The sequence below is a fragment of the Chitinophaga arvensicola genome, assembly GCF_900110835.1.
GTDB lineage: Bacteria > Bacteroidota > Bacteroidia > Chitinophagales > Chitinophagaceae > Chitinophaga > Chitinophaga arvensicola.
Genome location: NZ_FOJG01000002.1, coordinates 676,846 through 697,654, shown reverse-complemented (window position 1 = coordinate 697,654; position 20,809 = coordinate 676,846). Strand labels below are relative to the sequence as shown.

Genomic DNA, 20,809 nt, shown 5'->3' with positions numbered 1-20,809 from the left:
GGCCTAAAAAATAAAAAAAAACTCAAAACAACACAATCAAAATTGGTATCCTTTGCTGGTCCTGTAGCGCAACTACAGACTTTTCAGCATAATATCGCGGTATTCTACTTTCATGGGTGGTCCTACGTGTACCTGCACACCCAGTAAGCCTTTGGCTTTACCGTTCTTCGTGTCGTTGTCGGTCACGTCGCTCATCAGCACACCGTTTACGTAATGCTGGAGGTGATTTCCTTTCACTACGAGGCGGCATTTATTCCAGTCTTCGCTTTTAATCAGTGCTTTCAGGGAGTCGGAACTGCCCAGGGAACCGTTTACAACGGCCGGGCTCCAGGCGTTGTTCTTCACACCGTTCTGCAAAGAATCTGTGGCTTGCGGAATAGTGGTGATCTGTCCGCGATAGGCGAGGGTAGTACGGCCTCTTTCTTCGTAGTTCTGACCGGTGTAATTGTTGGCGCCGTCAATATCGGCCTGGTAGCCTTTCAGGGCGTGTGGTACATTCTCTACCATCACGCTGCGGTAGTTGATACCGCTGTTGCCGCCGCTGGTGATTTTGAATTCGCAGGTGAGTTCAAAATCAGCCGGCTGATCGCCCTGCCAGATAAGGAAGGTATTGGTTTTAAGCAATGTTTCAGGTGTTACTTCTCCTACCAGGTGCCCGTTTTCCGCGCGCCAGTGGATGGAGTCGCCTTCCCAGCCCTTTAGTGTTTTACCATCAAAGATCTGCACGAAGCCTTTATCGGCAGTAGTGCTGTCGCCGGCCGGAGCGGTTCCGGACTGACAGCTGCCACCGGTAAACAGCAGCCCTATGGCGGCAAACGGCATTAACAGTGCACTGGTTCTTTTCAGCATAGTTGATATTTTATAAGGTTTTATTTTTTCGTATATCCCAGGGAGATAGTAAGCGTTTTAAAGGGCCTCTGTATCTTTCCAGGCGCCGGATGCAGCGGAATCCAGGACGGCCTGGCATACCTTCTGTGTTTCCAGCGCTTCTTTAAAGGTAGGAGAACAGGGGGCGCCAGTTTCCAGGCTTTTCAGGAAATCTGCGGCCTGGTGTACAAACGAATGTTCGTAACCGATGCCCAATCCGGGTACCCACCATTTATCCATATAAGGCTGATCGCCATCTGTTACATGGATGGAGCGCCAGCCGCGCAGCGTAGAGTCGTCTGCGTTATCGAAATACTCCAGCCGGTTCAGGTCGTGCAGATCCCAGCGGATGGAAGCATTTTCCCCGTTGATTTCAAACGTGTACAATGCTTTGTGTCCGCGTGCGTACCGGGTGGATTCAAACAATCCCAGTGATCCGTTGCTAAAGCGGCAAAGGAAGGAGCAGGCATCGTCGATATTTACCTTTTCCACTTTGCCGGTCAGCTGATGCATGCGTTCTTTTACAAAGGTTTCTGTCATGGCAGTCACGTTGGTGATGCTGCCATTCAGCCACAGCGCCGTGTCGATACAATGGGAAAGCAGATCGCCAACCACACCGGAACCGGCTACGTCAGCATCCATGCGCCAGAGGGCGGCGCCGCCCTGGGGCAGGTCTGCATTGATGGTCCAGTCCTGCAGGAAATTGGCGCGATAGTGAAAAATGCGACCCAGTTTACCGGAGTCAATAATCTGTTTGGCCAGTGTAACAGCCGGTAAACGGCGGTAGTTATACCATACGGTGTTGGCCACGCCGGCTTTTTCAATGGCATCTACCATGCCCTCTGATTCCTTCAGTGTGCGTGCCAGTGGTTTCTCACAGAGGATCATTTTACCGGCGGCAGCTGCTGCAATCGCTATTTCTGCGTGCATATCGTTAGGCGTACAGATGTCTACTGCATCAATGTCGTTGCGGGCAATCAATGCTTTCCAATCTGTTTCTACCGATTCGTATCCCCATTGTTCTGCGAAGGCGCGTGCTTTACTTTCGGTGCGGGAGCATACCGCTTTCAATACCGGCTGGTAAGCCAGGTCCGGAAAGAAGTTTTTCACCCGCAGGTAACCATTGGAATGGGTGCGGCCCATGAAACCGCATCCGATGAGTCCTATCCTTAATTGTTTCTTTGTGCTCATAGTTGACTATTGTATCAGGTAAAAACTACTCCTGCCAGCCATGTTGCTGTCTTACAGCGATCATAGCGGCCAGTATATCATTCCAGGTTTTAGGCTGGGTCATCACTGCATTGGGGAACATGCAACCATCCCAGCAGATATGCCGGAATGCTTTGGTCAGTTCGCCTTTTTCGTCGCGCAGCCAGAAACCGGCATCTGTGGCGATGTCCAGCTTGCCGTTTGGATCGGAAGCCAGGCAATGCCTGCCGGTTTTATCGTGCGAGCCGCTGCCGTGTACGGTGCCGTCATTCTGTGCCACATGGAAATCGATGGTCCATGGACGAAGGGCAGCCGTGAGTTTACGCAAACCTGCGGTCAAAGCTTCCCGGTCTTTCCAGTCAAAATCAGCCGGCAGGATCCTGTCTTCCGGGCTGTTATATCCCAGCAGGTACAGGAAGGTATGCGACATATCTGCCTGGAAGCCGATATTCGGACGGTCTGTTGCTTCGAGGGTATCCAGCATGGCTTTCCAGCTGTGCATACCACCCCAGCATATTTCTCCTTCTGCTGCCAGTTTTTCACCGTAATCAGCCGCTACGTCGCAGGCTTCACGGAAGGTTTGTGCAATCAGTTTGGTATTGCCGGCCGGGTCTTTGGCCCAGTCTTCCGGACTACAGGCAGAGTCGATACGCACCACGCCATTAGGACGGATACCCAGGTCGCGGAGACGCTTGCCTACGGAACAGGATTTGCGTACCTGTTCTACAAAACGGGCGCGGTCTTCTTTGCTGCCCATGGCAGAACCGCCGCTGGGAGGCCATATAGGCGCTACCAGGCTGCCTATTTCCAGGTTATAGGAAGCTACTTTTTCTACCAGTCTTTTCAGGTCATCGTCTGAACTGTCTACCGGTACATGCGGGTCAAATAACCCGATATCAATGCCGTCGAATTTTACGCCATTCACTTCCGCTGCTGCAGTCATTTCCAGTAAGGTATCAAACGGAATGATGGGTTCTGAACCATCTCCTTTGCCCACGATGCCAGGCCAGGTGGCATTGTGTAGTTTTGGATAATTATTTTCTTTCATAACGTAGCGTTTTTAATGGATTACAACACGAGATCCGGGTTACCTGGACCAAAATGTTTCAGCATTACAATCGGATCGGTGGAAGAGCGGTTTACGATCGTTACACCAGCCACGGCGGCTTCTTCTGTTACGAAGAATTCATCACTGGTGAGTTGGCCGTAGCGGATCAGCGCCGGGGTATCAATATCCCATACACCCATTTTGCCATGTCCCTGCATCAGGATGAGGCCATAGGCAGCGGCATCTTTGATCACCACGGTAGCGCCGGGTGCCACGGTCAGTTCTTTTGCGCTGAACGCATCTGATTTATAGCATACCCAGTTTTCCGTGTAACCTTCTCCGTTAGCAGCCGGAATGGGCGGCATGAAGCGGTTCTGGAACTGGTTGGGATCTACGTTCAGGTCCCAGTCGATGACATCCATCAGCGCATCAAAATCACCGATGCTTTCTTTAGGCGTACCGTTCCAGAGTAATACTTCAGGAACAATGGCTTCGTTTACGAGCGACTGGTACATCGCGAATACATCGGATGCTTTTTGTGGCTCGTAGGTACAGAGACTACCCGGTGCATGCAGCAATCCTGGTGGTACATCCCAGCCGGTGCCGGGTTCCAGCCGGTAAGCCTGGGAGTAGTTGGTGATTTTGTTATCGCCCTTGGTGAAGTTCACGAGGCATTCTTTGATCTGTTCGCGGGTAGTACCGGGGGCAATACCCATAAACGTATACGGGAAATCGCCGCCATGATTATTCAGCTGCGGTGGAAAGTAATAGGCTTCGGGTTTGCCGGCCTGTCCGATCAGCGCTGCTTTTTCATCATTATGGTGAATATGGTGGGGGAGTGGTCCCATATTATCGAAGAACTTGGAATACATCGGCCATGCGCCATAGGTATCCCACAATCTTTTGCCGATCACTTTATCTTTCAGTTCGCTGATGGCATCTTTCAGCAGCACCTGCTGTGTGCTGTCGCCATCATTCACTACCACCATGCTTAAACCCTCATTTTGGCCCGTTAAAGGGCCGTTTTTTGCCGGGGTGGTAGACGACAGCCAACGCTCATCGATGCCGCCACGTTCGCCTCCCAGGACGTAATAATCGTCCGGGTGTAATTTGATCCGCCGGCCTGGCACACAAAATGATCTGGGAACCCAGTTTGGTGCCAGTCGGAGGATTCCTTGTCCCTGTTCGAGTGCTTTTTGCGCTAAGCTTATTTTTTCCATGGGCTTTAAAATGATGTATCTGTGAGAAATGAGTTGATGCTTGTTTCCGTATGCAGTAAGTCGATCTGCATTTCATACTGCCGGCTTTCACCGGGATCTAAAAATAGCAGGGTGCCGTCGCGTCTGGCTTTGGCCTGCCCGGTGGGCGGATGGGTGCCGGGTTCCAGTCCCATTACATATTCGCCTTTGCCCCAGTGCTGCCAGTTGGTGAGCACGGGTAATTGTTCTTTTTTGAAGCGGAGGGAAAATGCCAGCTGCAATGCAGCGTTGTGTACCCCGCAGGTACACCAGCCTGCCGCATCGGCTACCGGGTCAATGATGGCGGCTTCTTCGCCGCTGCCGGCGTGACTATCCATCGGCGCCATGCACTTTTTATAATCGTGTGTGGCATTGAACAGATGATCCGGGTTGCCCTCGCGGGATACCCAGTCGCCTTTCCAGCAGATAGCTGCGCCTTCATCTACCAGCGGCCAGCCGAAGTTGAAATGATACAACAGCATATGTGGGGCGGTGGTATTGCCACGGTTTGTCACTTCATCATGTACCCGGATCTCCGCTTTACCCAGCGTGCCCGAAATGGTCCGTTTTAAAGTGAGTTTGGCGCCTAATACGCTTACCTGCCGCATGATACCGGTAATGCTCATCTCCATCTGGCCCGCTGCCGGATCGGGTTGTATAATAGAAATAATTTCGGCAGATGTGTTACTGATAGGGCCATGCAGGCCACGTTCACCAAAGTCGTCTGTTTCCGGACCGCCTACATGCATCAGGCCGCAGGTGGTCATCAATCCACCACCAAAGGTTTGGAGCCAGTCCAAACCTTTGTCAGCAGCGTGATTGGGTGCAGTGATGCCACCATGACTTAACCAGGCCAGGCTATGCTGATGATAAAAAGCATCTGCAATATCCATGGCCCGGTCTATGACCACTTTATAACGTAACCCGGTACCGGTATTGATCCAGGCGATGCGGGTGCCCCTGCCGGGGCCATTGTCCAGCACCGCCGTTTCAATACCGCCCAGTTGTGCATGATTCGACAGCTTATGTTGCCATGCTTCGTTTTTTAATGCCATCCGCGCGTGATTTATCTTTCGGAAAAATTATTTACTACCCAGTTGTTTACCAGCTTTGTAAACAGAATCTTCTTTATTACCACCGGCTTTCAGGTAAGCCATCAGGTCCCGCAGTTCGTCCGGATTCAGCCGGTTGATCAGTCCTGGCAGCATCACGGAAACCGTAGACGCCTTGGTGCCGGTCACATCTTTCTTCAGCAACTCACGTTGATCCTGTGTAGCAAAAGGATTCTGTGAAATCACATATTTGTCTTTGTCCTGGCTCACCATACGACCTACTACAGAGCTACCATTTTTCAACGAGAATACAGTGGCTTCATATTGGTCAGAGATGGTTTTGCTGGGTTCAATGATCGCTTCAAGAATGTCTTTGCTGGAGAAACGGGTGCCCAGCTGGGTCAGATCCGGACCAGCTACGCCGCCTTCGCCGCGCATACCATGACAGGCACTGCAAAGAGAGGTATTAAACAACGCTCTGCCCTGTTCGAAATCACGTTTGCCGGTAGCACTGTCTACCACTTTCAATGCTTCTTCCAGGTTCCAGTTTCTGCCCGGACCTTTTGGTTGTGCAAATCCCTGAGCGAGATTACCACCGTTGTTTAACAGGGAATCTCCGGAGATGGTATTGAAATGGGCAAACTCACTTTTAGGCACATTGGCCAGTGCATTTTTGCGCGCGGTATTAATGAAACCAACAAAGCTATGTCCGCCTTTGAAAGTAAAGGCATTGTAGAACCATTTGAAATATTGATCCTGCAGTTCCGGTGTCCAGCCTTGTTTCGCCTGGCTTAACACAGTAGCATACCAGGTTTGCTGTAAAGGCGGCATTTTGGATAACATACCTGCAATGTCCAGTCCGTATTGCGGGTTACGCATGATCAGATCGGCAGATTGCATCGCTGTTTTTTCTGCAGCGGTATCGTCTTTCGCACTGGCTAATAATGCCATGGTTTTTTCTACCGACTTTGGTGCGTTCAGGTATACCAGCACTTTACTCAGGGATCTGTTCAGATCATTTGTAGAAGCGGGATACGCCGGATCAAAGTAAGCGGCGATCTGTGCAGCTTGTGCGGCATCGGGTTTACCCATGCGTACAAACACCAGTTCAAAGGCGCGTAGCAGATCGATCTGCTGGGAAGGTGATAACTGAGCGTAATTGATGGTCATGAGTTGCGGAAGGAGAACTTTCTTTACATCTTCCTTGCCCTGACGCGCCAATGCAATGGTGCCCTGGATCAATGTTTCAGGATCTTTTTCCTGCAGCAGTTTATTCTGCCACTGGCTCACTGGTTGGTTTTCGATAGCGATCCTGGCAGCAAAGCGGATAAAACGATCGCTGTGTTTCAGATAAGGCCATGCGAAATCAACGGCGCCTGCTTTTGCACCGCCATGGTAGGTTTCCAGCTGTTTGCGGATGCCTGCTTCTGCGGTAGGGGCAGTTACTGCCAGTGGTTCATTGCTTTCTTTATTGTCTTTGTAGTATACACGATACAGATCAGATTCCAGTCTGCGGCCACCGGTCAGGAAATACAATGCACCGTCAGGACCGATCATACCATCTGTTAATGGCAGCGGGGAACCTGAGAGGAATTCTTCTGCGGTAGATTTGTAAGAGGCGCCATCGGGTTGCAGGCTTACGGAATAGATGATACCAAAGCTCCAGTCGAACGCAAACAGCGACTTACGGTATTTCTCCGGGAAGCGTGCGTTACCGCCATAGATCAGGTTGGTAGGGCAGCCCTGGCCGATATTCAGCAGGGGAGGCAGGTTATCCGGATAGGCCGGAGACCATTTCTCCGTACCCGGACGCCAGCCGTATTCACTACCACTGGTTACCTGGCAGATGCGGGTAGGACGGTACCAGGGGGTGCCAAAATCCCACTCCATATCTGAGTCGTAGGTAAACAGATCACCGGCATCATTGAAGGCCATGTCAAACGGATTACGGAAGCCGGAACTGATCAGTTCCCAGTTGGTACCGGTAGAATCCAGGTGGGCAATCCATCCGCCATGGGTGTTTACCGTATTATCGTGACCGTTAGGATCCTTGATAAAAGGTAAGATATTATCGATGTTCCAGGATGGAGGTGCTTTGTAGCTGTTCATCTCCGGAATTTTGGTAAAGTTACCCGCGATCACGTAGATGGATTTTTTGTCGGGCGACAGCACAATACTGTGCGGGCCGTGCTCTCCCTCACCATCGAGTTTTTTCAGCAGGGTAATTTTATCAAACTGATCATCGCCGTTGGTATCCTGCAGGCGATACAATCCGCTGCCTTTGTCGAAACGGTCGTCACTGTTGTGATTCACCATTACGTACAGGCTGTTGAACGCATATAGTAATCCCTGGGCATATCCCATTGATACTTTCTGCGTGGACGTATCGTTGCCGATGCGCAGCTGTTCAATTTTGAGTTTGGAGGAATCTTCACCTACAGCGGGCAGCTGCAACCGGTAAAGATAACCGTACTGATCGGACACGATCATACGGCCTTTGTCGTCGAAGGCCATGGATACCCAGGATCCCTGTTTGTTGTCACCGGGACTGTACAACCGCTCTGCCGTAAAATTATCAGGTAATTTTAATGCATCGATTTTCGGATTGCCGGTTCCTTTCTTTTTCTCTGACGTTGAGTCGTTTCCGTTATTGCAGGCTATTCCGGTCGTGATAACGGCGGAAACAAGCAGCAGCAGCCGGAAGGATCTTTTGCGTAACGTGGTCATAATATAATCTTGAATAAGTTCCTGGATCGGTATGGGTTGATGTTCACTATAGCTGTTAGTAATATAGTAAACGTTTTCCCTTTTTTATAACTTTTTTTACCAGCCGGTATTCTGTGCGAATCCATTGAGCCTGATTTCTCTTTCCGGAATCGGGAACAGTAACTGGTATGCCTGTATGTTATAGGACGCCGGGCTGAGCCTGGACAATCTTTTCTTTTCTTCAATACCATGTGCGGTCATGACAGAAATGGCTTTGCCGGTGCGTAATAACTGATACCAGCGGTTGTCTTCAAACGCAAGTTCCACGCGGGTTTCATGATACACAGTATCACGGAATGCATCTTTGCTTAATGCAGGAACAGGGTCCAGGCCAGCGCGCTGACGCACCGGGTTGATGTACTGTAACGGATCACCGGTCCCGGTTTCATTCACTGCTTCTGCCAGCATCAGCAACACCTGTGAGTAGCGGTATACCGGCCAGTTTTCGTTGGCGCGTCCGTCGAGTGCATATGGTGGATGGTAGAATTTTTTGATGAGCGGTAACTTGCCGCCGAAGGCTACGGATTCTGCATAGGCAGCATTCGTAGGACTATCGTACATATAAACAGAAGCATCTTTCCGTTTGTCTTTTGCCTCATAGGCATTCACGATGCTTGGTGTTGGAATATTGGTACCACCGAGGTTACCGTTGTAACCCGTCAGGTCTTTTTTACCATTGCGCGGACCGAACGTGAAAATGAAATTGCTGCTTTCTGTTTCGATACCGGAATTGTACTGTACTGCGAAAATAGATTCTGAATTATTTTTCCTGGCCGGATCAAAATTATCTGCATAATTATCCACCAGAGAATAGTTCAGTTTGGTCACTTCCTGGAGTGTGGTTACCGCTTTCGGGAAATCCTTCATGGTCATGTATACTTCGCCCAGCAGGGTGAGTGCGGCGCCTTTGGTAGCGCGGCCAATATCGCCTCCGGTGTAGGAAACCGGTAAACCTGCGGCAGCTTCCGTGGCATCTTTAATGATCTGTGCATACACTTCTTCTACGGTCGCTTTCTTTGGTGTTAGCGCCTCTTCCGGGCTGGCAACTTCTTTCACCAGCAGTGGCACGCCGCCAAAAAGGCGCACGAGGTGGAAATAGTATAAGGCCCGGAGAAATTTGGCTTCACCGAGGTATTGTTGTTTAGTGGCGTCGCTGGCGAACTTTACGGCATCTATGCGGGTGATGATCACATTGGATTGCTGTATGTTTCTATAGATCTGTGACCAGGCATTGTTTACGTAGTTATTGGTGGGTGTGATCAGGAATTCGTCAATTTCTTCTCTTTGCTGCGCACCCCGGTCACTTTCATCATACTGGTAATTGGTATTGTCGGCCCGCATTTCCGTGAGTGCCCAGAAATCACTGGTGTACAGGTTCTGTAATACACCATAGCAGCCATTTACGGCACGCATTACCTGTGCCTCATCCTTGTAGTAATTTGATCCGCTGGAAAAAGAGTTTGGCTTTACATCCAGCATACTGTTACAACTATTCAGTGCGAACGCCAACAGCGCGATATATGATATTTTAGTTTTCATGTTGCAAGTCTTTTGGTAACTGAATTAAAAAGTAAGATTAGCACCCAGGGAGAAAATTCTCGGAACAGGGTAGCTGGAATAATCGATACCTGGTACCAGTGCACCGCTACCGCCTTTACCCATGTAGTTGGTCACTTCCGGGTTGCCGCTGTAGTTGGTGATGAGGAATGCATTCTGTATGCTGGCATATACCCTGGCACTCTGCACGAAGGCAAATTTCGGAATGGCATAACCGAGGGTAATGTTTTTCACCCAGGCGTAGTCATTCTTTTCGATAGTCAGGGAGCTTACATCGCGGTACATCACCCTGCCACGGCCGGAACCATTGGTAGTAGGTACTTTGCCGTTGCCTGGATTTGCTTCTGATCTCCAGCGGTTGGCTACATCTTTTCTTACGTTGAATACGCCATCGATGTTACCATTGTAATCGTTGGTGGCATGTAAGCGGTCGGCGCCCATAGAGCCCACAACGAGGATGCGCAGATCAAACTTTTTGTAGTTAAAGGTGTTGGTCATGCCCCAGTTGAAGTCCGGATAAGGATTACCGATGATGGCAAAGTCTTCACGCGGATTGATCACACCATTGCCATTGATATCCTTGAAGCGGATGTTGCCTGGAATAGCACCCGGGAACGCAGGGCCTTTATCTACTTCACCCTGGTTCTGATAGATACCATCAAAAACATAGCCGTACAGCATGGCCAGTGGTTTACCCACCATGCTCACGTTTGTAGGATTTCCCTCGCTACTGTTACCGGAATAGATGGGTGCATTGTCTGTACCCAGTGCCAGCACTTTATTGCGGTTGAAGGAAATATTGAAATTGGTGGTCCAGCTGAAGTTTTTGTTTTCGATGTTACGGGAGGAGATACCGATTTCCAGTCCTTTGTTTTCCATATCCCCTTTGTTCTGGGTAACGGTGGTGAATCCGCTGGACTGTGGTACTTCTACCTGTAAAAGCAGGTCTTGTGTATTTCTCTTATAAGCATCGATGGTCAGGTAGATGCGGTCTTTCAGCAATCCAACGTCAACGCCTATATTTAATTCTTTCATTTTTTCCCATCCCAGGTTTGGATTACCGAGGGAGTTCATTACACGGCCACCGGCCAGTGCGCCACCCAGTACATAGTCGCTGGTACCGATGTTGCTCATGTAGGGATAGTCGCCGATGTTGAAGTTACCGGAGAAACCATAGGAGGCTCTCAGTTTCAGGTCGCTGAATACGCGGGAGGATTTCATGAAATCTTCCTGCGATATACGCCAGCCCAGTGCTACAGAGGGGAAGGTACCCCATCTGTTATTGGGACCAAAGCGGGAGGAACCATCACTTCTTACAGTAGCCGTTACCAGGTATTTATCTTTGTAGGCATAGTTGATCCTTGCCAGGTAAGATATTAACGCCCATTCGGTTTTATTGGTAATATCGCCGTTGTTGGTGAGGGTAGCAGCGCCGTTAATGGTTTTGATATCATCATCGGGGAAGTTAGCCGCATTGATACCGGTTCTTTCTTCTTTCTGCGACTGCACACTGTAGCCGAGTAAGCCTGTGAAAGCGTGTCCGTTGCTGGTATTGTACTGGTAAGTCAGTGTATTTTCGTTCAGCCAGTTCAGGTAGTTGCCGGAAGTATATAAACCGGACGGAATGCTTGGCGGTGCTGCGTTTGTATTACCAATGGTAGAAGGTCTGAAAAAATCGCTGCTGCCTTCCTGGTAATCTACGTTGAAGGTAGATTTGAATTTCAGGTTTTTGATAATTTCATATTCTCCATAAGTGTTGAAGAGGATACGGGTACTTTTTGAGCGGTTGGTGATTTCATTCAGCGCCATTACCGGGTTAGGTAAACCAAAGGTACCGGGGCTCTGTATATATTCATTATAACTGCCATCTGGTTTGTAGATAGGTTCTATCGGGCTGGCAATACCAAAGAAGCCTTCTCTTCCTTCCCCGTTGGTGTTGCCTTTGCGGGTGGTATAGGAAGGCGCCACGTTGAAGCCTACTTTGAAACGGTCAGTGAGATTTGCGTCTACGTTAGCTCTTACAGAGAAGCGCTGGTAGCCGGAATTGATGATCACACCATCCTGGTTGTAATAACCGGCAGATACGTAAGTTCTTATTTTATCGGTACCACCGCTTACACTCAGGTTGATATCCTGCATAGGCGCTACGCGGGTGATGGCGTCGAACCAGTTGGTGCCTTCGCCGATCAGTTCCGGGTGGCGGTATACTTCCGGTATATCGGCATCAGTTGGTTCCCTGTTTTCGGTAAAACGGATATTATCTCCGATCGCTTCCTTTCTGAACTGCGCGAATTCCTGTCCGTTCATCAGGTTGGGACGGCCTTTCTGAGGAATAGTCTGACGGCCATAGTTAGCAGAAAGTTGAATGGCGGGGATACCGGAGTTGCCTCGTTTGGTAGTGATCAATACTACGCCGTTGGCGCCTCTTGAACCATAGATAGCGGTGGCAGACGCATCTTTCAGTACTGCCATCGATTCAATATCCTGCGGATTAATGGCATTCATCGGGTTGGATACCTGGTCGGAGGAAGAAGCCAGCGGATAGCCATCTACCACATAAAGTGGCTGGCTGCCGGCGCCTACAGCACCGATACCGCGTACCTGTACCTGTGGGCCTCCACCGGGAATACCGTTGGAAGTGCTCACCTGAATACCGGCGATCTGTCCGGCTAAAGCCTGATCCGGACCTGCTACCGGCATGTCTTTTACGTTTTTCATGGAAACGATACCCACGGAGCCGGTCACATCTTTTTTCTGTTGTGTACCATATCCTACTACCACTACCTGGTTGAGTACTTTATTGCTGGGTTCCAGCTGTACACTGATTTTATTACGGGCGCCTACCAGGTAGGTTTTGGAGACATAACCGATCATACTGAAGACCAGGGAATCTGTAGCACTGGCAGCAATGGTGTATCGGCCGTTGGCGTCTGTGAATGCGCCCTGACTGGTGCCCTTTACGCCAATCGTAACGCTGGGAAGGGGAGAGCCGGAGCCGGCATCTGTGACCTGGCCGCCGATGTTATTCTTTTGCGCATAGCCATAGGAGCTCACGGATAACAAGAAAGAAAAAGTAACTCCAAAACGTAGCATTAAGGAAGAACTTTTATGATAAAGGGTGGAAACTTTGATCATAACAAGTGGAATTAGGTGTGATAAAACGGCATTTCTTTACGGAAATAAATTTAGTAGAAGAATCATAGATTCCTGTCCTGTTGCGTCCTGTACTGTCCTGTACTGTCCTGTATCGGCGGGTGGAAGGAGGTGGTTTTTTCCGGTGTTTGTTTCTCGTTTTTATACCGTCAAAATGAATAGGGGATTGAAAAATATGCGGAAAATATTGTTATTTGGTGCTTCATTAATTAACTGCCCTCCGGCAAGCCTTTAAAAGCCTTTTCATGAAAAGAAATAAATTCTGCCTTACACTATTAGCCTCCGTTCTGTTAGGTACCGCTGCTTTTGCACAGGACGCCACCTCAGTAGATGCCGTTGCCAAAGAGAAAAAACAACGGGAAGAACTGATGAAACAGGACTGGGCCTGTCTGAAATGTTTCCAGGAAGCCAACAGCCAGGTGACTGCCCCCAAAGCAGGTGAACAAAGGGTCGTATTCATGGGTAACTCCATCACCATCGGCTGGAGCAACCTGAATCCGGAATTCTTTGAAGGCAAACCATATATCAACCGTGGTATCAGCGGTCAGACGACCCCACAGATGCTGATCCGTTTCCGCCCCGATGTCATCAACCTGAAACCTAAAGTGGTGGTGATCCTGGCCGGAACCAACGATATTGCCGGTAATACGGGTTACACGCCTGTGGAAACCATCTTTGGTAATATTGTATCCATGGCGGAACTGGCTAAAGCCAATGGCATCCGGGTGGTGCTGTCTTCCGTGATTCCCGCCTTCGACTACCCATGGCGTAAAGGATTGGAGCCCGTACCAAAAATTGCGGACCTCAACCAACGGCTGAAAGATTATGCGGCGAAGAATAATTGCGTCTACCTGGATTATTACACCGCCATGGCAGATGAAAAGAAAGGACTGAAAGCAGAACTGACCTATGATGGCGTTCATCCTAACAAAGCAGGATATCTTGTAATGGGACCACTGGCGGAAAAAGCGATTGCAGCAGCATTAAAAAAGAAATAGATTGAAAATCCGCTTATATATTCTGACCGGTTTGCTGGCGCTGACAGGTAGTGTGGCTACCGCACAGCAGGCAATTACCACCCGCATAGATTCCCTGCTGAACACAAAAAATGTACGTGCATTCAATGGTGTGGTACTCATCACAAAGCAGGGTAAAACCTGGTATGCGAAAAGTCAGGGGGATGCCAACCGGGAAAAAAAACAACCACTCCGGAATAACAGTCCTTTTATTATTATGTCTGTCACCAAACAAATGACAGCAGTAATGATATTACAGGAAGTGGAAAAAGGACACATACAATTGCAGCAAACCCTGCATACCTATCTTCCGGAAATCACGGATAAATGGGCCGACAGTATCACTATTCACCAGTTACTGAGCCACACGGCCGGTGTAGTTTGGTTCGATGAGCCGCTGGCATATACGCCGGGTACTAAGTATGCGTATTCAAATTTTGGTTATTCCCTGCTGAAATCAGTATTGGAACGTACTACCGGTAAAACCTATACGCAGTTGGCGAACGCCTTATTTAAAAAGGCAGGTATGAAGCATTCCGGTATTGCCGGGCAGCTGCCGGCAGTGCAGGGTTTTGTGGAAGACAGTACCGGACATCTCCAGGTTTCCCACGATTCCATTCCGGACTGGCACCTCGGTGGCGCCGGTGTGGTATCTACTGCCGCCGACCTGGCGCGCTGGAACGGATTATTACACGGCGGCAAACTGCTTACAGATAGCAGTTACCGGCAAATGACGCATGTATGGGAACATACGCAGCATACCGTGTATGGCCGCATGGGCACCGGTTATGGCATTGTGGTGGCTGATGATGGCCGGGAACTGGGGCATACCGGTTATATGCCACAAATGGGGTTTACGCTGGTGAATCTTTATTATCCCGCTACCCGTACCAGTTTGATCGTAATGGAGAATGTAGCTTACCAGCCAACAGATATTTCCCGGGCCTATTTCTTTGAAAGGAGTCTCCGCGAAATATTATTGCCAACCGTAATAAAGCAGCAATAACAACTGGTTATATAATTTCACTGCGGTGATATGTTATTTTTTTGTTGTAAAGCTTTCTGATTCAGAATTTTTTTTGTAGTTTCATTACTCACCAAAGAAAAGGAGGTATTCATGCTATCTACAGAATATTCATGGACACCTAAGGTTAATTTAGTTTAACCACAGGCGGCTCCATAAAAGAATCTGTTAACGCTTTGGCGTTAAAGGCATCCTGGCATAGCCGGGATGCCTTTTTCTTTGTGTATATAATATTATTTTATAATTTCGTGAGATAGTGAACAAATTGTTTAACCCAAATCAACAATCTTTAACACATGGCTTTTATTATGGTGGACGTCGAAACAGACGGTCCCATCCCCGGCGATTACTCTATGATTTCCTTTGGCGCCGTACTCGTAAATGAACAACTGGACCAGTCGTTCTATGGTCAGCTTAAACCCATTTCCGATAAGTTTATTCCGCAGGCGTTGGCCGTGTCCACGCATACCCGCGAAGAAACAATGGGCTTTGATGATCCGCAGCAGGTAATGCAGGCATTTAAAATATGGATCAGCTCCGTGAGTAAGGACCGGCCCATTTTTATCAGTGACAATAACGGTTTCGACTGGATGTTTATCTGCTGGTATTTTCATCATTTCCTGGGAGAAAATCCTTTCGGATTCAGTTCCCAGAACCTGGGCAGCTTGTACAAGGGTATTACCAAAGACACGTTTCAAACTTTCAAACATCTGCGGAAAACCGCGCACACCCATCACCCGGTAGATGATGCAAAAGGTAATGCAGAAGCGCTGCTCACCATGAAACGGACCATGGGGCTGAAAATTAAACTGAGTTAGCTGCGTAAGCTTTTTACCGGATTTACCAGCCCTGCTTTGACAGACTGGTAAGCGATAGTGACACCCGCAATTACAACGGAGATGCTGATGGCGATCACAAAGGTGCCTCCGCTGATCTGCGTCTGATAGGCGAAATGATCCAGCCATTGATTCATCACCCACCAGGCCAGTGGCCCCGCAATGGAGAAAGACACGATGATCAGCACAATGAACTCTTTTGCAAACAGGCCTATAATACTAAATAGCGAGGCGCCCAGCACTTTGCGGATACTTACTTCTTTGGTGCGTTGCACCGCCGCAAATGCTACCAGTCCGTATAAACCAAGACAACCAATGGCGATAGCCAGCGATGAAAACAATTTGAAGGCGGTATATAATTTTTGATCCTGTTCGTACAGCCCGGCAATACGATCGTCCAGGAACTGGTATTGGAACTGCTTTCCGGTGAAAAGGGATGACCATAATTTATCAACGCCGGCAATTGTTTTGCGCATATCAGTTGGCTTGATCCGGATACTCGCGGTAAAGAAGTCGCTGGCATCGTAAAACAATACACATGGCCTTCTCTTCTTATAACGTGATTCACTCTGGAAATCTTTTACCACACCTGAAATGAATGCGTACCCGCCATTTACCAGGAAACGCTTTCCGATCGCCTTTTCCGGCTCGTGGATGCCTAGTTTATGCGTCATTGTTTCATTGACCAGCACCCGTAAAACAGTATCATTGTCCATGCGCTTGCGGATACTGTCACCCGCCAGTAGCTGCAGGGAATACATCTTCATATATTGGTCATCTACCGCTTTGAATTCCGTTACATCGTCATCAACAATGCCGCCTTCCGGGTAACGGAAGGCCGTAAAGCGGCTACCGCCTACCATTGGGCCGGCCGACAGGCTTACCTCCTGTACATCCGGCATGGCCAGTAATTCTTCGCGCAGGAGATCCTGTTTTTTGTCGTCCGGAATGCCAACAGAGATCACGGCTGTTTTATTGAATCCAAGATCCTTGTTTTGCAGAAAGTCCATCTGGTAGCCTACTATCAGGGTACCCACAATCAACAACTGCGAAATACCAAACTGCGTGGATACCAGTATCTTTCTTAAAGCCAGTCCTCTGAATGTTACACCCGTATTGCTTTTGAGTGCTGCTACGGGTTGGAACGCCGATTGCACGAATGCAGGATACAATCCGGCTAAAAGTATAACCGTTACCGTTATACCTGCTACAACTCCGAGTATAACAGGTTGCATCAGCTGCGATACCTCTATTTTCAGGTTCATCCAGGACGAGAGGTAAGGCAGCAACAATACGGCTGCAACAAAGCCCAGGACCACGGCGGTTACCACCAGCAGACCGGTTTCCGCAAGAAATTGCCGGATCAGCTGAACGCGGTAAGCACCCAGCACCTTGCGTACACCTACTTCTTTGGCGCGGCTGATGGCCTGCGCCGTTGCCATATTGATAAAATTGATGCAGGCGGTGAGAATAATGAATAATGCTACTATGGCCAGTCCCCAGTAAATAGAGCGGCTGGTGGTAGGACTGGCGGGGTTTCCCAGGTAGCGCTGGTCAAAATGAATTTCTTTCAACGGTTGTACCAGCAACTTCGCTTTGCCGGCAATGTCGGCGCCCCAGTTTTTTGCAATAAAACCCTGCATCCTGTCCTGCAGTTGTGCTGCGCGGTAATGCTCCGGCAGCACTACATAGGTGATACCTCCCTGGATATTAAAAAAGGGGCGATGTGCTACGTCTTTATCTTTGATGGTTTCATAAGATACCATGAAGAGGAAAGGTTGACTGGTATTGGGAGGCACGGCTTTTATTACGCCGGTTACCCGGAGGTTGAAATGATCTTCCAGCTGAATAATCTGGCCCATCGGATCTTTGTCACCAAAATATTTGTGGGCGATACTTTGGGTCAATACTACCTGGTTGGGTCCGGCCAGTGCTGTATTGGGATCCCCGGCCATCCAGGGGTAGTCAAATATCTTAAAGAAGGAGTTATCAGCAAAGGCAAATCCTTTTTCGAGGTAGGTAACGTCTCCGGCTTTTACCTGCCCGTTCTGTTGGTAAAGATATTGCGATACCTGCTCCAGCTCCGGGAAATCATTGCGGAGGGCGGGTACTACGGCCATAGACGTGCTGGGATTAAAGTCCAGCGCGTTTAATGTGATGCGGTAAGTCCGGTCTGCCTTTTTAAAGTCGTCGTAATTCAGTTCATCCTTTACAATCAGGAAAATAAGCAGGCAGGCCGCAATGCTTATGGTTAAGCCGGTAACATTGAGGAAGGTATAGGATATATTTCGCCTGATGGTTCTGAAGGCTATTTTCAGGTAACTGATGAACATAAGCTGGGTTTTACGTGGACTTACACCCGCGCGAAGCAAATGCCATTTATTAAATCGCTGATTATCAGCTTAAAAAGGAGAGAAGGAGCCTTAAAGTGTCCAGTTTTGAAAAAATAAATGTCCGTTTCCGGACATTATTTTAATAATTTTTTTCTTAAGGAATACACGTAAAAGTCTTCCACTTTTTTACGCGCCCAGGGAGTTTTGCGTAAAAACTTCAAACTGCTCTGTACCGATGGATTGCTGATAAAGCAATTAATTCTTACCTGGTAGCCCAGTTCTTCCCAGCCATAGCTCTCATAAAGATGTGTCACTATTTTCTCTAGTGTAAGTCCGTGCAATGGATCATTGGAAGCGCCTGGTGTTTGCATGTTGTACCGTTTTAGTGCCTCAAAGATAAGCATATCTATAAAGATGCCCGCATGGTCACATGAAAGGGCACTTCAATCTGCGCCCGGGAATTATCCAGTATCAGTTGTGCCGCCATTTCTCCCATCGACTTAAAGTCCGTAGAAATAGTGGTGATGCCATCGAGGATGAATTTTTTCAGCGGCGTTTCATTGTACGAAATAATCCCTACATCCTTGCCTATCCGGAGGTTCAGGGAAAGGATTCTTTCCATCAGCGATACGAGGTCGTTTTCCCGCAGGTTGATATAAACGTCTCCCGGTTGAATATCTTCTTCCGAAATATCATTTACTTTTTTACTGTTAAAGGCATAGTTCTGGCAGAACTGCATAAAGCCTTCATAAATTTCTTCCGGGTAGTAGGTGTTTTCCGGGTAAATAATTTTCATGGTGTGATACTGTTGGAGCTTGTCCCTGGCCTGTTCGAGCGCACCATAAATATCTTCCTGGAAATTTTCATACACCGCGCCATATTCGCCGGTTACGCCTTTCAGCTTTTTATCCAGCAGGATCAGTTTCTCTTTCGGGATGGTATTGATCACTTCATCCACATGTTCCCAGCGCTCCCGGAAATGAGGGAGGATCACGATATGGGTATATTCATTAATATTCTGTGACAATAGTTTTTTGAATAAACTAAAGTCGCTGTTATAGATATAGAAATCAATATTGGCCTGCTCTCCCAGCTTATCTGCAAAGGAATCGTAAATTATTTTTTTGTGTTCGCTCAGTTTGTTGAACAGTAAAAGTATCTTGTATTGCTGATCAAGGTTGGTTTGCTGTACGTAGTACCCCTTGCCAGGCACAGACCCCAGGATCCCCAGGCCTTTCAGGTATTTGTACGCTTTTTCTGCGGTATCCCTGGATATTTCAAACGCATAACTGACTTCATTGATAGAAGGGAGGATATCATCCTGCTGCACCTTTTTATCAACAATGGCCTTGATGATAGAGTTGGCCAGCTGATAATATTTAGGCGTGGCAGAGAAATCGTCAATGAACAGGTATTTAAAAATCGGATGTTGTTTCATGGTTCATCAGTATTTGATCCCGTGGAATAAGCTACCAGGTGCTTACATGGCTGTTTTCCCGGCAATGATAGTGATTTAATTCTACAATTACTACCGGATGCCGGAACCATGACAGTCCATGACAGTTCTAAAAGTTACATGTTTTATTTTTATGGAACATTAGTTTTCCACGTTACAAATTACTACATCATTATGCAGGCTTTATTGGGAGTTTTATTCCACTTTATAGGTGGATTTGCGTCCGGAAGTTTTTATATCCCCTACAAAAAAGTAAAGGGATGGAGTTGGGAGAGTTACTGGATTGTGGGCGGTATCTTTTCCTGGCTTGTGGTACCATTACTGGCGGCCTGGCTTACGGTGCCGGGTTTCATCGATATCATCAGTCAGGCAGAAGGCAGTGTACTTTTCTGGACTTATTTCCTGGGTGTTTTATGGGGAATTGGCGGGTTAACCTTCGGTTTGTCTATGCGTTACCTGGGCATGTCGCTGGGTATGGCAGTGGCCCTGGGCTTCTGTTCTGCCTTTGGCGCGCTGATTCCACCTATTTACCGGGGTTTATTTACAGATGATCCCAATACTTTTGGCGCTATGTTGCACAGCAGCAGAGGTTTATATGTATTATCCGGCGTAGTGGTTTGCCTGGTAGGTATTGCGATCTGCGGAAGGGCGGGGATGCTGAAGGAAAGGGAACTCACCGGTGAACAGAAAACTGAGAGCATCCAGGAATTCAATCTACGCAAAGGGCTGGCAGTAGCCATTGTTTCCGGTATTCTGAGTGCCTGTATGAGTTTTGCGATCACAGCGGGTAACAGCATGGGAAAGGCGGCAGAAGCAAATAATGCCAATCCGCTGTTCCGGAACAATGTTATTTTTGTAGTAATTATGCTGGGCGGCCTCACTACCAATTTTATCTGGTGTATGCTGCTGAATAAACGTAACCGCTCCTTTAACGATTATACGAACAAAGGTACCCCGTTGGTAAAGAACTATCTGTTCGCAGCCATCGCGGGCACTACCTGGTTCCTGCAATTCTTTTTCTATGGTATGGGAGAAAGTAAACTCGGTAACGACGCCAGCTCCTGGATCCTGCATATGGCCTTTATTATCCTCATTTCCGGTATGTGGGGTTTTGTGCTGAAGGAATGGAAGAACGCCAGCAGAAAAACATTCATCGCTATTTCACTCGGTATATTCACTATCATTCTATCCGTTGTCCTTGTGGGATATGGTAATTCACTTGAAAATTAACCCGCAGCATTATCGCAATTAAAA

15 protein-coding genes are annotated in these 20,809 nt (G+C 48.3%); 4 read left to right on the top strand and 11 right to left on the bottom strand.

The features are described 5' to 3' along the window. Nucleotides 1–72 precede the first annotated feature (72 nt). The 8 genes from BMW79_RS20190 to BMW79_RS20155 all read right to left on the bottom strand — a co-directional run bounded on the left by BMW79_RS20190 (nt 73) and on the right by BMW79_RS20155 (nt 12,830). On the bottom strand, nt 73–849 hold the full coding sequence (locus BMW79_RS20190; RefSeq protein WP_089897476.1) for a 3-keto-disaccharide hydrolase: 777 nt from the start codon (nt 847–849) through the stop codon (nt 73–75). Nucleotides 850–906: 57 nt separating this feature from the next. Beyond that, nucleotides 907–2,058, bottom strand: a complete 1,152-nt coding sequence (locus tag BMW79_RS20185; protein ID WP_089897474.1) for a Gfo/Idh/MocA family protein — start codon at nt 2,056–2,058, stop codon at nt 907–909. 25 nt (nt 2,059–2,083) lie between these two features. Further along, entirely contained in the window at nt 2,084–3,124 is a 1,041-nt protein-coding gene (locus tag BMW79_RS20180) for a sugar phosphate isomerase/epimerase family protein (protein WP_089897471.1), read from the bottom strand. Between the two features lie 20 nt (nt 3,125–3,144). Beyond that, the gene (locus BMW79_RS20175; RefSeq protein ID WP_089897469.1) at nt 3,145–4,344 is read right to left on the bottom strand and encodes a class I mannose-6-phosphate isomerase; all 1,200 of its coding nucleotides are present in this window, start codon (nt 4,342–4,344) and stop codon (nt 3,145–3,147) included. Nucleotides 4,345–4,349: 5 nt separating this feature from the next. Beyond that, a complete protein-coding gene (locus BMW79_RS20170; RefSeq protein WP_089897467.1) occupies nt 4,350–5,417 on the bottom strand; it encodes an aldose 1-epimerase family protein in 1,068 nt (355 codons plus the stop codon). A 27-nt stretch (nt 5,418–5,444) separates the two neighbouring features. Beyond that, complete coding sequence (locus tag BMW79_RS20165) at nt 5,445–8,141, bottom strand: c-type cytochrome (RefSeq protein ID WP_089897465.1); 2,697 nt, start codon at nt 8,139–8,141, stop codon at nt 5,445–5,447. Between the two features lie 96 nt (nt 8,142–8,237). Further along, nucleotides 8,238–9,719 carry a RagB/SusD family nutrient uptake outer membrane protein gene (locus BMW79_RS20160; protein ID WP_089897463.1) on the bottom strand — a complete coding sequence of 494 codons (1,482 nt, stop codon included), beginning with the start codon at nt 9,717–9,719 and terminating at the stop codon, nt 8,238–8,240. 24 nt (nt 9,720–9,743) lie between these two features. Beyond that, nucleotides 9,744–12,830, bottom strand: coding sequence for a SusC/RagA family TonB-linked outer membrane protein (locus BMW79_RS20155; RefSeq protein WP_177192259.1), 3,087 nt, complete (start codon nt 12,828–12,830; stop codon nt 9,744–9,746). Between the two features lie 305 nt (nt 12,831–13,135). On the opposite strand from BMW79_RS20155, the gene BMW79_RS20150 reads away from it, so the two are divergent. From BMW79_RS20150 to BMW79_RS20140, 3 genes are all read left to right on the top strand, one after another. Beyond that, complete coding sequence (locus BMW79_RS20150; RefSeq protein WP_089897458.1) at nt 13,136–13,888, top strand: SGNH/GDSL hydrolase family protein; 753 nt, start codon at nt 13,136–13,138, stop codon at nt 13,886–13,888. A 1-nt stretch (nt 13,889) separates the two neighbouring features. Then, the gene (locus BMW79_RS20145) at nt 13,890–14,912 is read left to right on the top strand and encodes a serine hydrolase domain-containing protein (protein WP_089897456.1); all 1,023 of its coding nucleotides are present in this window, start codon (nt 13,890–13,892) and stop codon (nt 14,910–14,912) included. Between the two features lie 314 nt (nt 14,913–15,226). After that, the gene (locus tag BMW79_RS20140) at nt 15,227–15,748 is read left to right on the top strand and encodes a 3'-5' exoribonuclease domain-containing protein (protein WP_089897454.1); all 522 of its coding nucleotides are present in this window, start codon (nt 15,227–15,229) and stop codon (nt 15,746–15,748) included. Here BMW79_RS20140 and BMW79_RS20135 read toward each other — a convergent pair. The 3 genes from BMW79_RS20135 to BMW79_RS20125 all read right to left on the bottom strand — a co-directional run bounded on the left by BMW79_RS20135 (nt 15,745) and on the right by BMW79_RS20125 (nt 19,537). After that, nucleotides 15,745–18,099, bottom strand: a complete 2,355-nt coding sequence (locus tag BMW79_RS20135; protein ID WP_089897452.1) for an ABC transporter permease — start codon at nt 18,097–18,099, stop codon at nt 15,745–15,747. The two genes, BMW79_RS20140 and BMW79_RS20135, sit on opposite strands and share 4 nt — an antisense overlap. Before the next feature lie 134 nt (nt 18,100–18,233). After that, the gene (locus BMW79_RS20130) at nt 18,234–18,470 is read right to left on the bottom strand and encodes a VF530 family protein (protein WP_089897450.1); all 237 of its coding nucleotides are present in this window, start codon (nt 18,468–18,470) and stop codon (nt 18,234–18,236) included. Between the two features lie 35 nt (nt 18,471–18,505). Further along, nucleotides 18,506–19,537, bottom strand: a complete 1,032-nt coding sequence (locus BMW79_RS20125; protein WP_089897448.1) for a GntR family transcriptional regulator — start codon at nt 19,535–19,537, stop codon at nt 18,506–18,508. Between the two features lie 192 nt (nt 19,538–19,729). Between BMW79_RS20125 and rhaT the strand changes: the two genes are divergently transcribed. Next, entirely contained in the window at nt 19,730–20,785 is a 1,056-nt protein-coding gene (gene rhaT, locus BMW79_RS20120; protein WP_089903993.1) for an L-rhamnose/proton symporter RhaT, read from the top strand. The last annotated feature ends 24 nt before the right edge of the window (nt 20,786–20,809 follow it).

Bases quoted from the DNA above. Each gene is read 5' to 3' on its own strand.
- BMW79_RS20190 (WP_089897476.1), bottom strand. From the start codon at position 849: ATGCTGAAAAGAACCAGTGCACTGTTAATGCCGTTTGCCGCCATAGGG.
- BMW79_RS20185 (WP_089897474.1), bottom strand. From the start codon at position 2,058: ATGAGCACAAAGAAACAATTAAGGATAGGACTCATCGGATGCGGTTTC.
- BMW79_RS20180 (WP_089897471.1), bottom strand. From the start codon at position 3,124: ATGAAAGAAAATAATTATCCAAAACTACACAATGCCACCTGGCCTGGC.
- BMW79_RS20175 (WP_089897469.1), bottom strand. From the start codon at position 4,344: ATGGAAAAAATAAGCTTAGCGCAAAAAGCACTCGAACAGGGACAAGGA.
- BMW79_RS20170 (WP_089897467.1), bottom strand. From the start codon at position 5,417: ATGGCATTAAAAAACGAAGCATGGCAACATAAGCTGTCGAATCATGCA.
- BMW79_RS20165 (WP_089897465.1), bottom strand. From the start codon at position 8,141: ATGACCACGTTACGCAAAAGATCCTTCCGGCTGCTGCTGCTTGTTTCC.
- BMW79_RS20160 (WP_089897463.1), bottom strand. From the start codon at position 9,719: ATGAAAACTAAAATATCATATATCGCGCTGTTGGCGTTCGCACTGAAT.
- BMW79_RS20155 (WP_177192259.1), bottom strand. From the start codon at position 12,830: ATGCTACGTTTTGGAGTTACTTTTTCTTTCTTGTTATCCGTGAGCTCC.
- BMW79_RS20150 (WP_089897458.1), top strand. From the start codon at position 13,136: ATGAAAAGAAATAAATTCTGCCTTACACTATTAGCCTCCGTTCTGTTA.
- BMW79_RS20140 (WP_089897454.1), top strand. From the start codon at position 15,227: ATGGCTTTTATTATGGTGGACGTCGAAACAGACGGTCCCATCCCCGGC.
- BMW79_RS20135 (WP_089897452.1), bottom strand. From the start codon at position 18,099: ATGTTCATCAGTTACCTGAAAATAGCCTTCAGAACCATCAGGCGAAAT.
- BMW79_RS20130 (WP_089897450.1), bottom strand. From the start codon at position 18,470: ATGCAAACACCAGGCGCTTCCAATGATCCATTGCACGGACTTACACTA.
- BMW79_RS20125 (WP_089897448.1), bottom strand. From the start codon at position 19,537: ATGAAACAACATCCGATTTTTAAATACCTGTTCATTGACGATTTCTCT.
- rhaT (WP_089903993.1), top strand. From the start codon at position 19,730: ATGCAGGCTTTATTGGGAGTTTTATTCCACTTTATAGGTGGATTTGCG.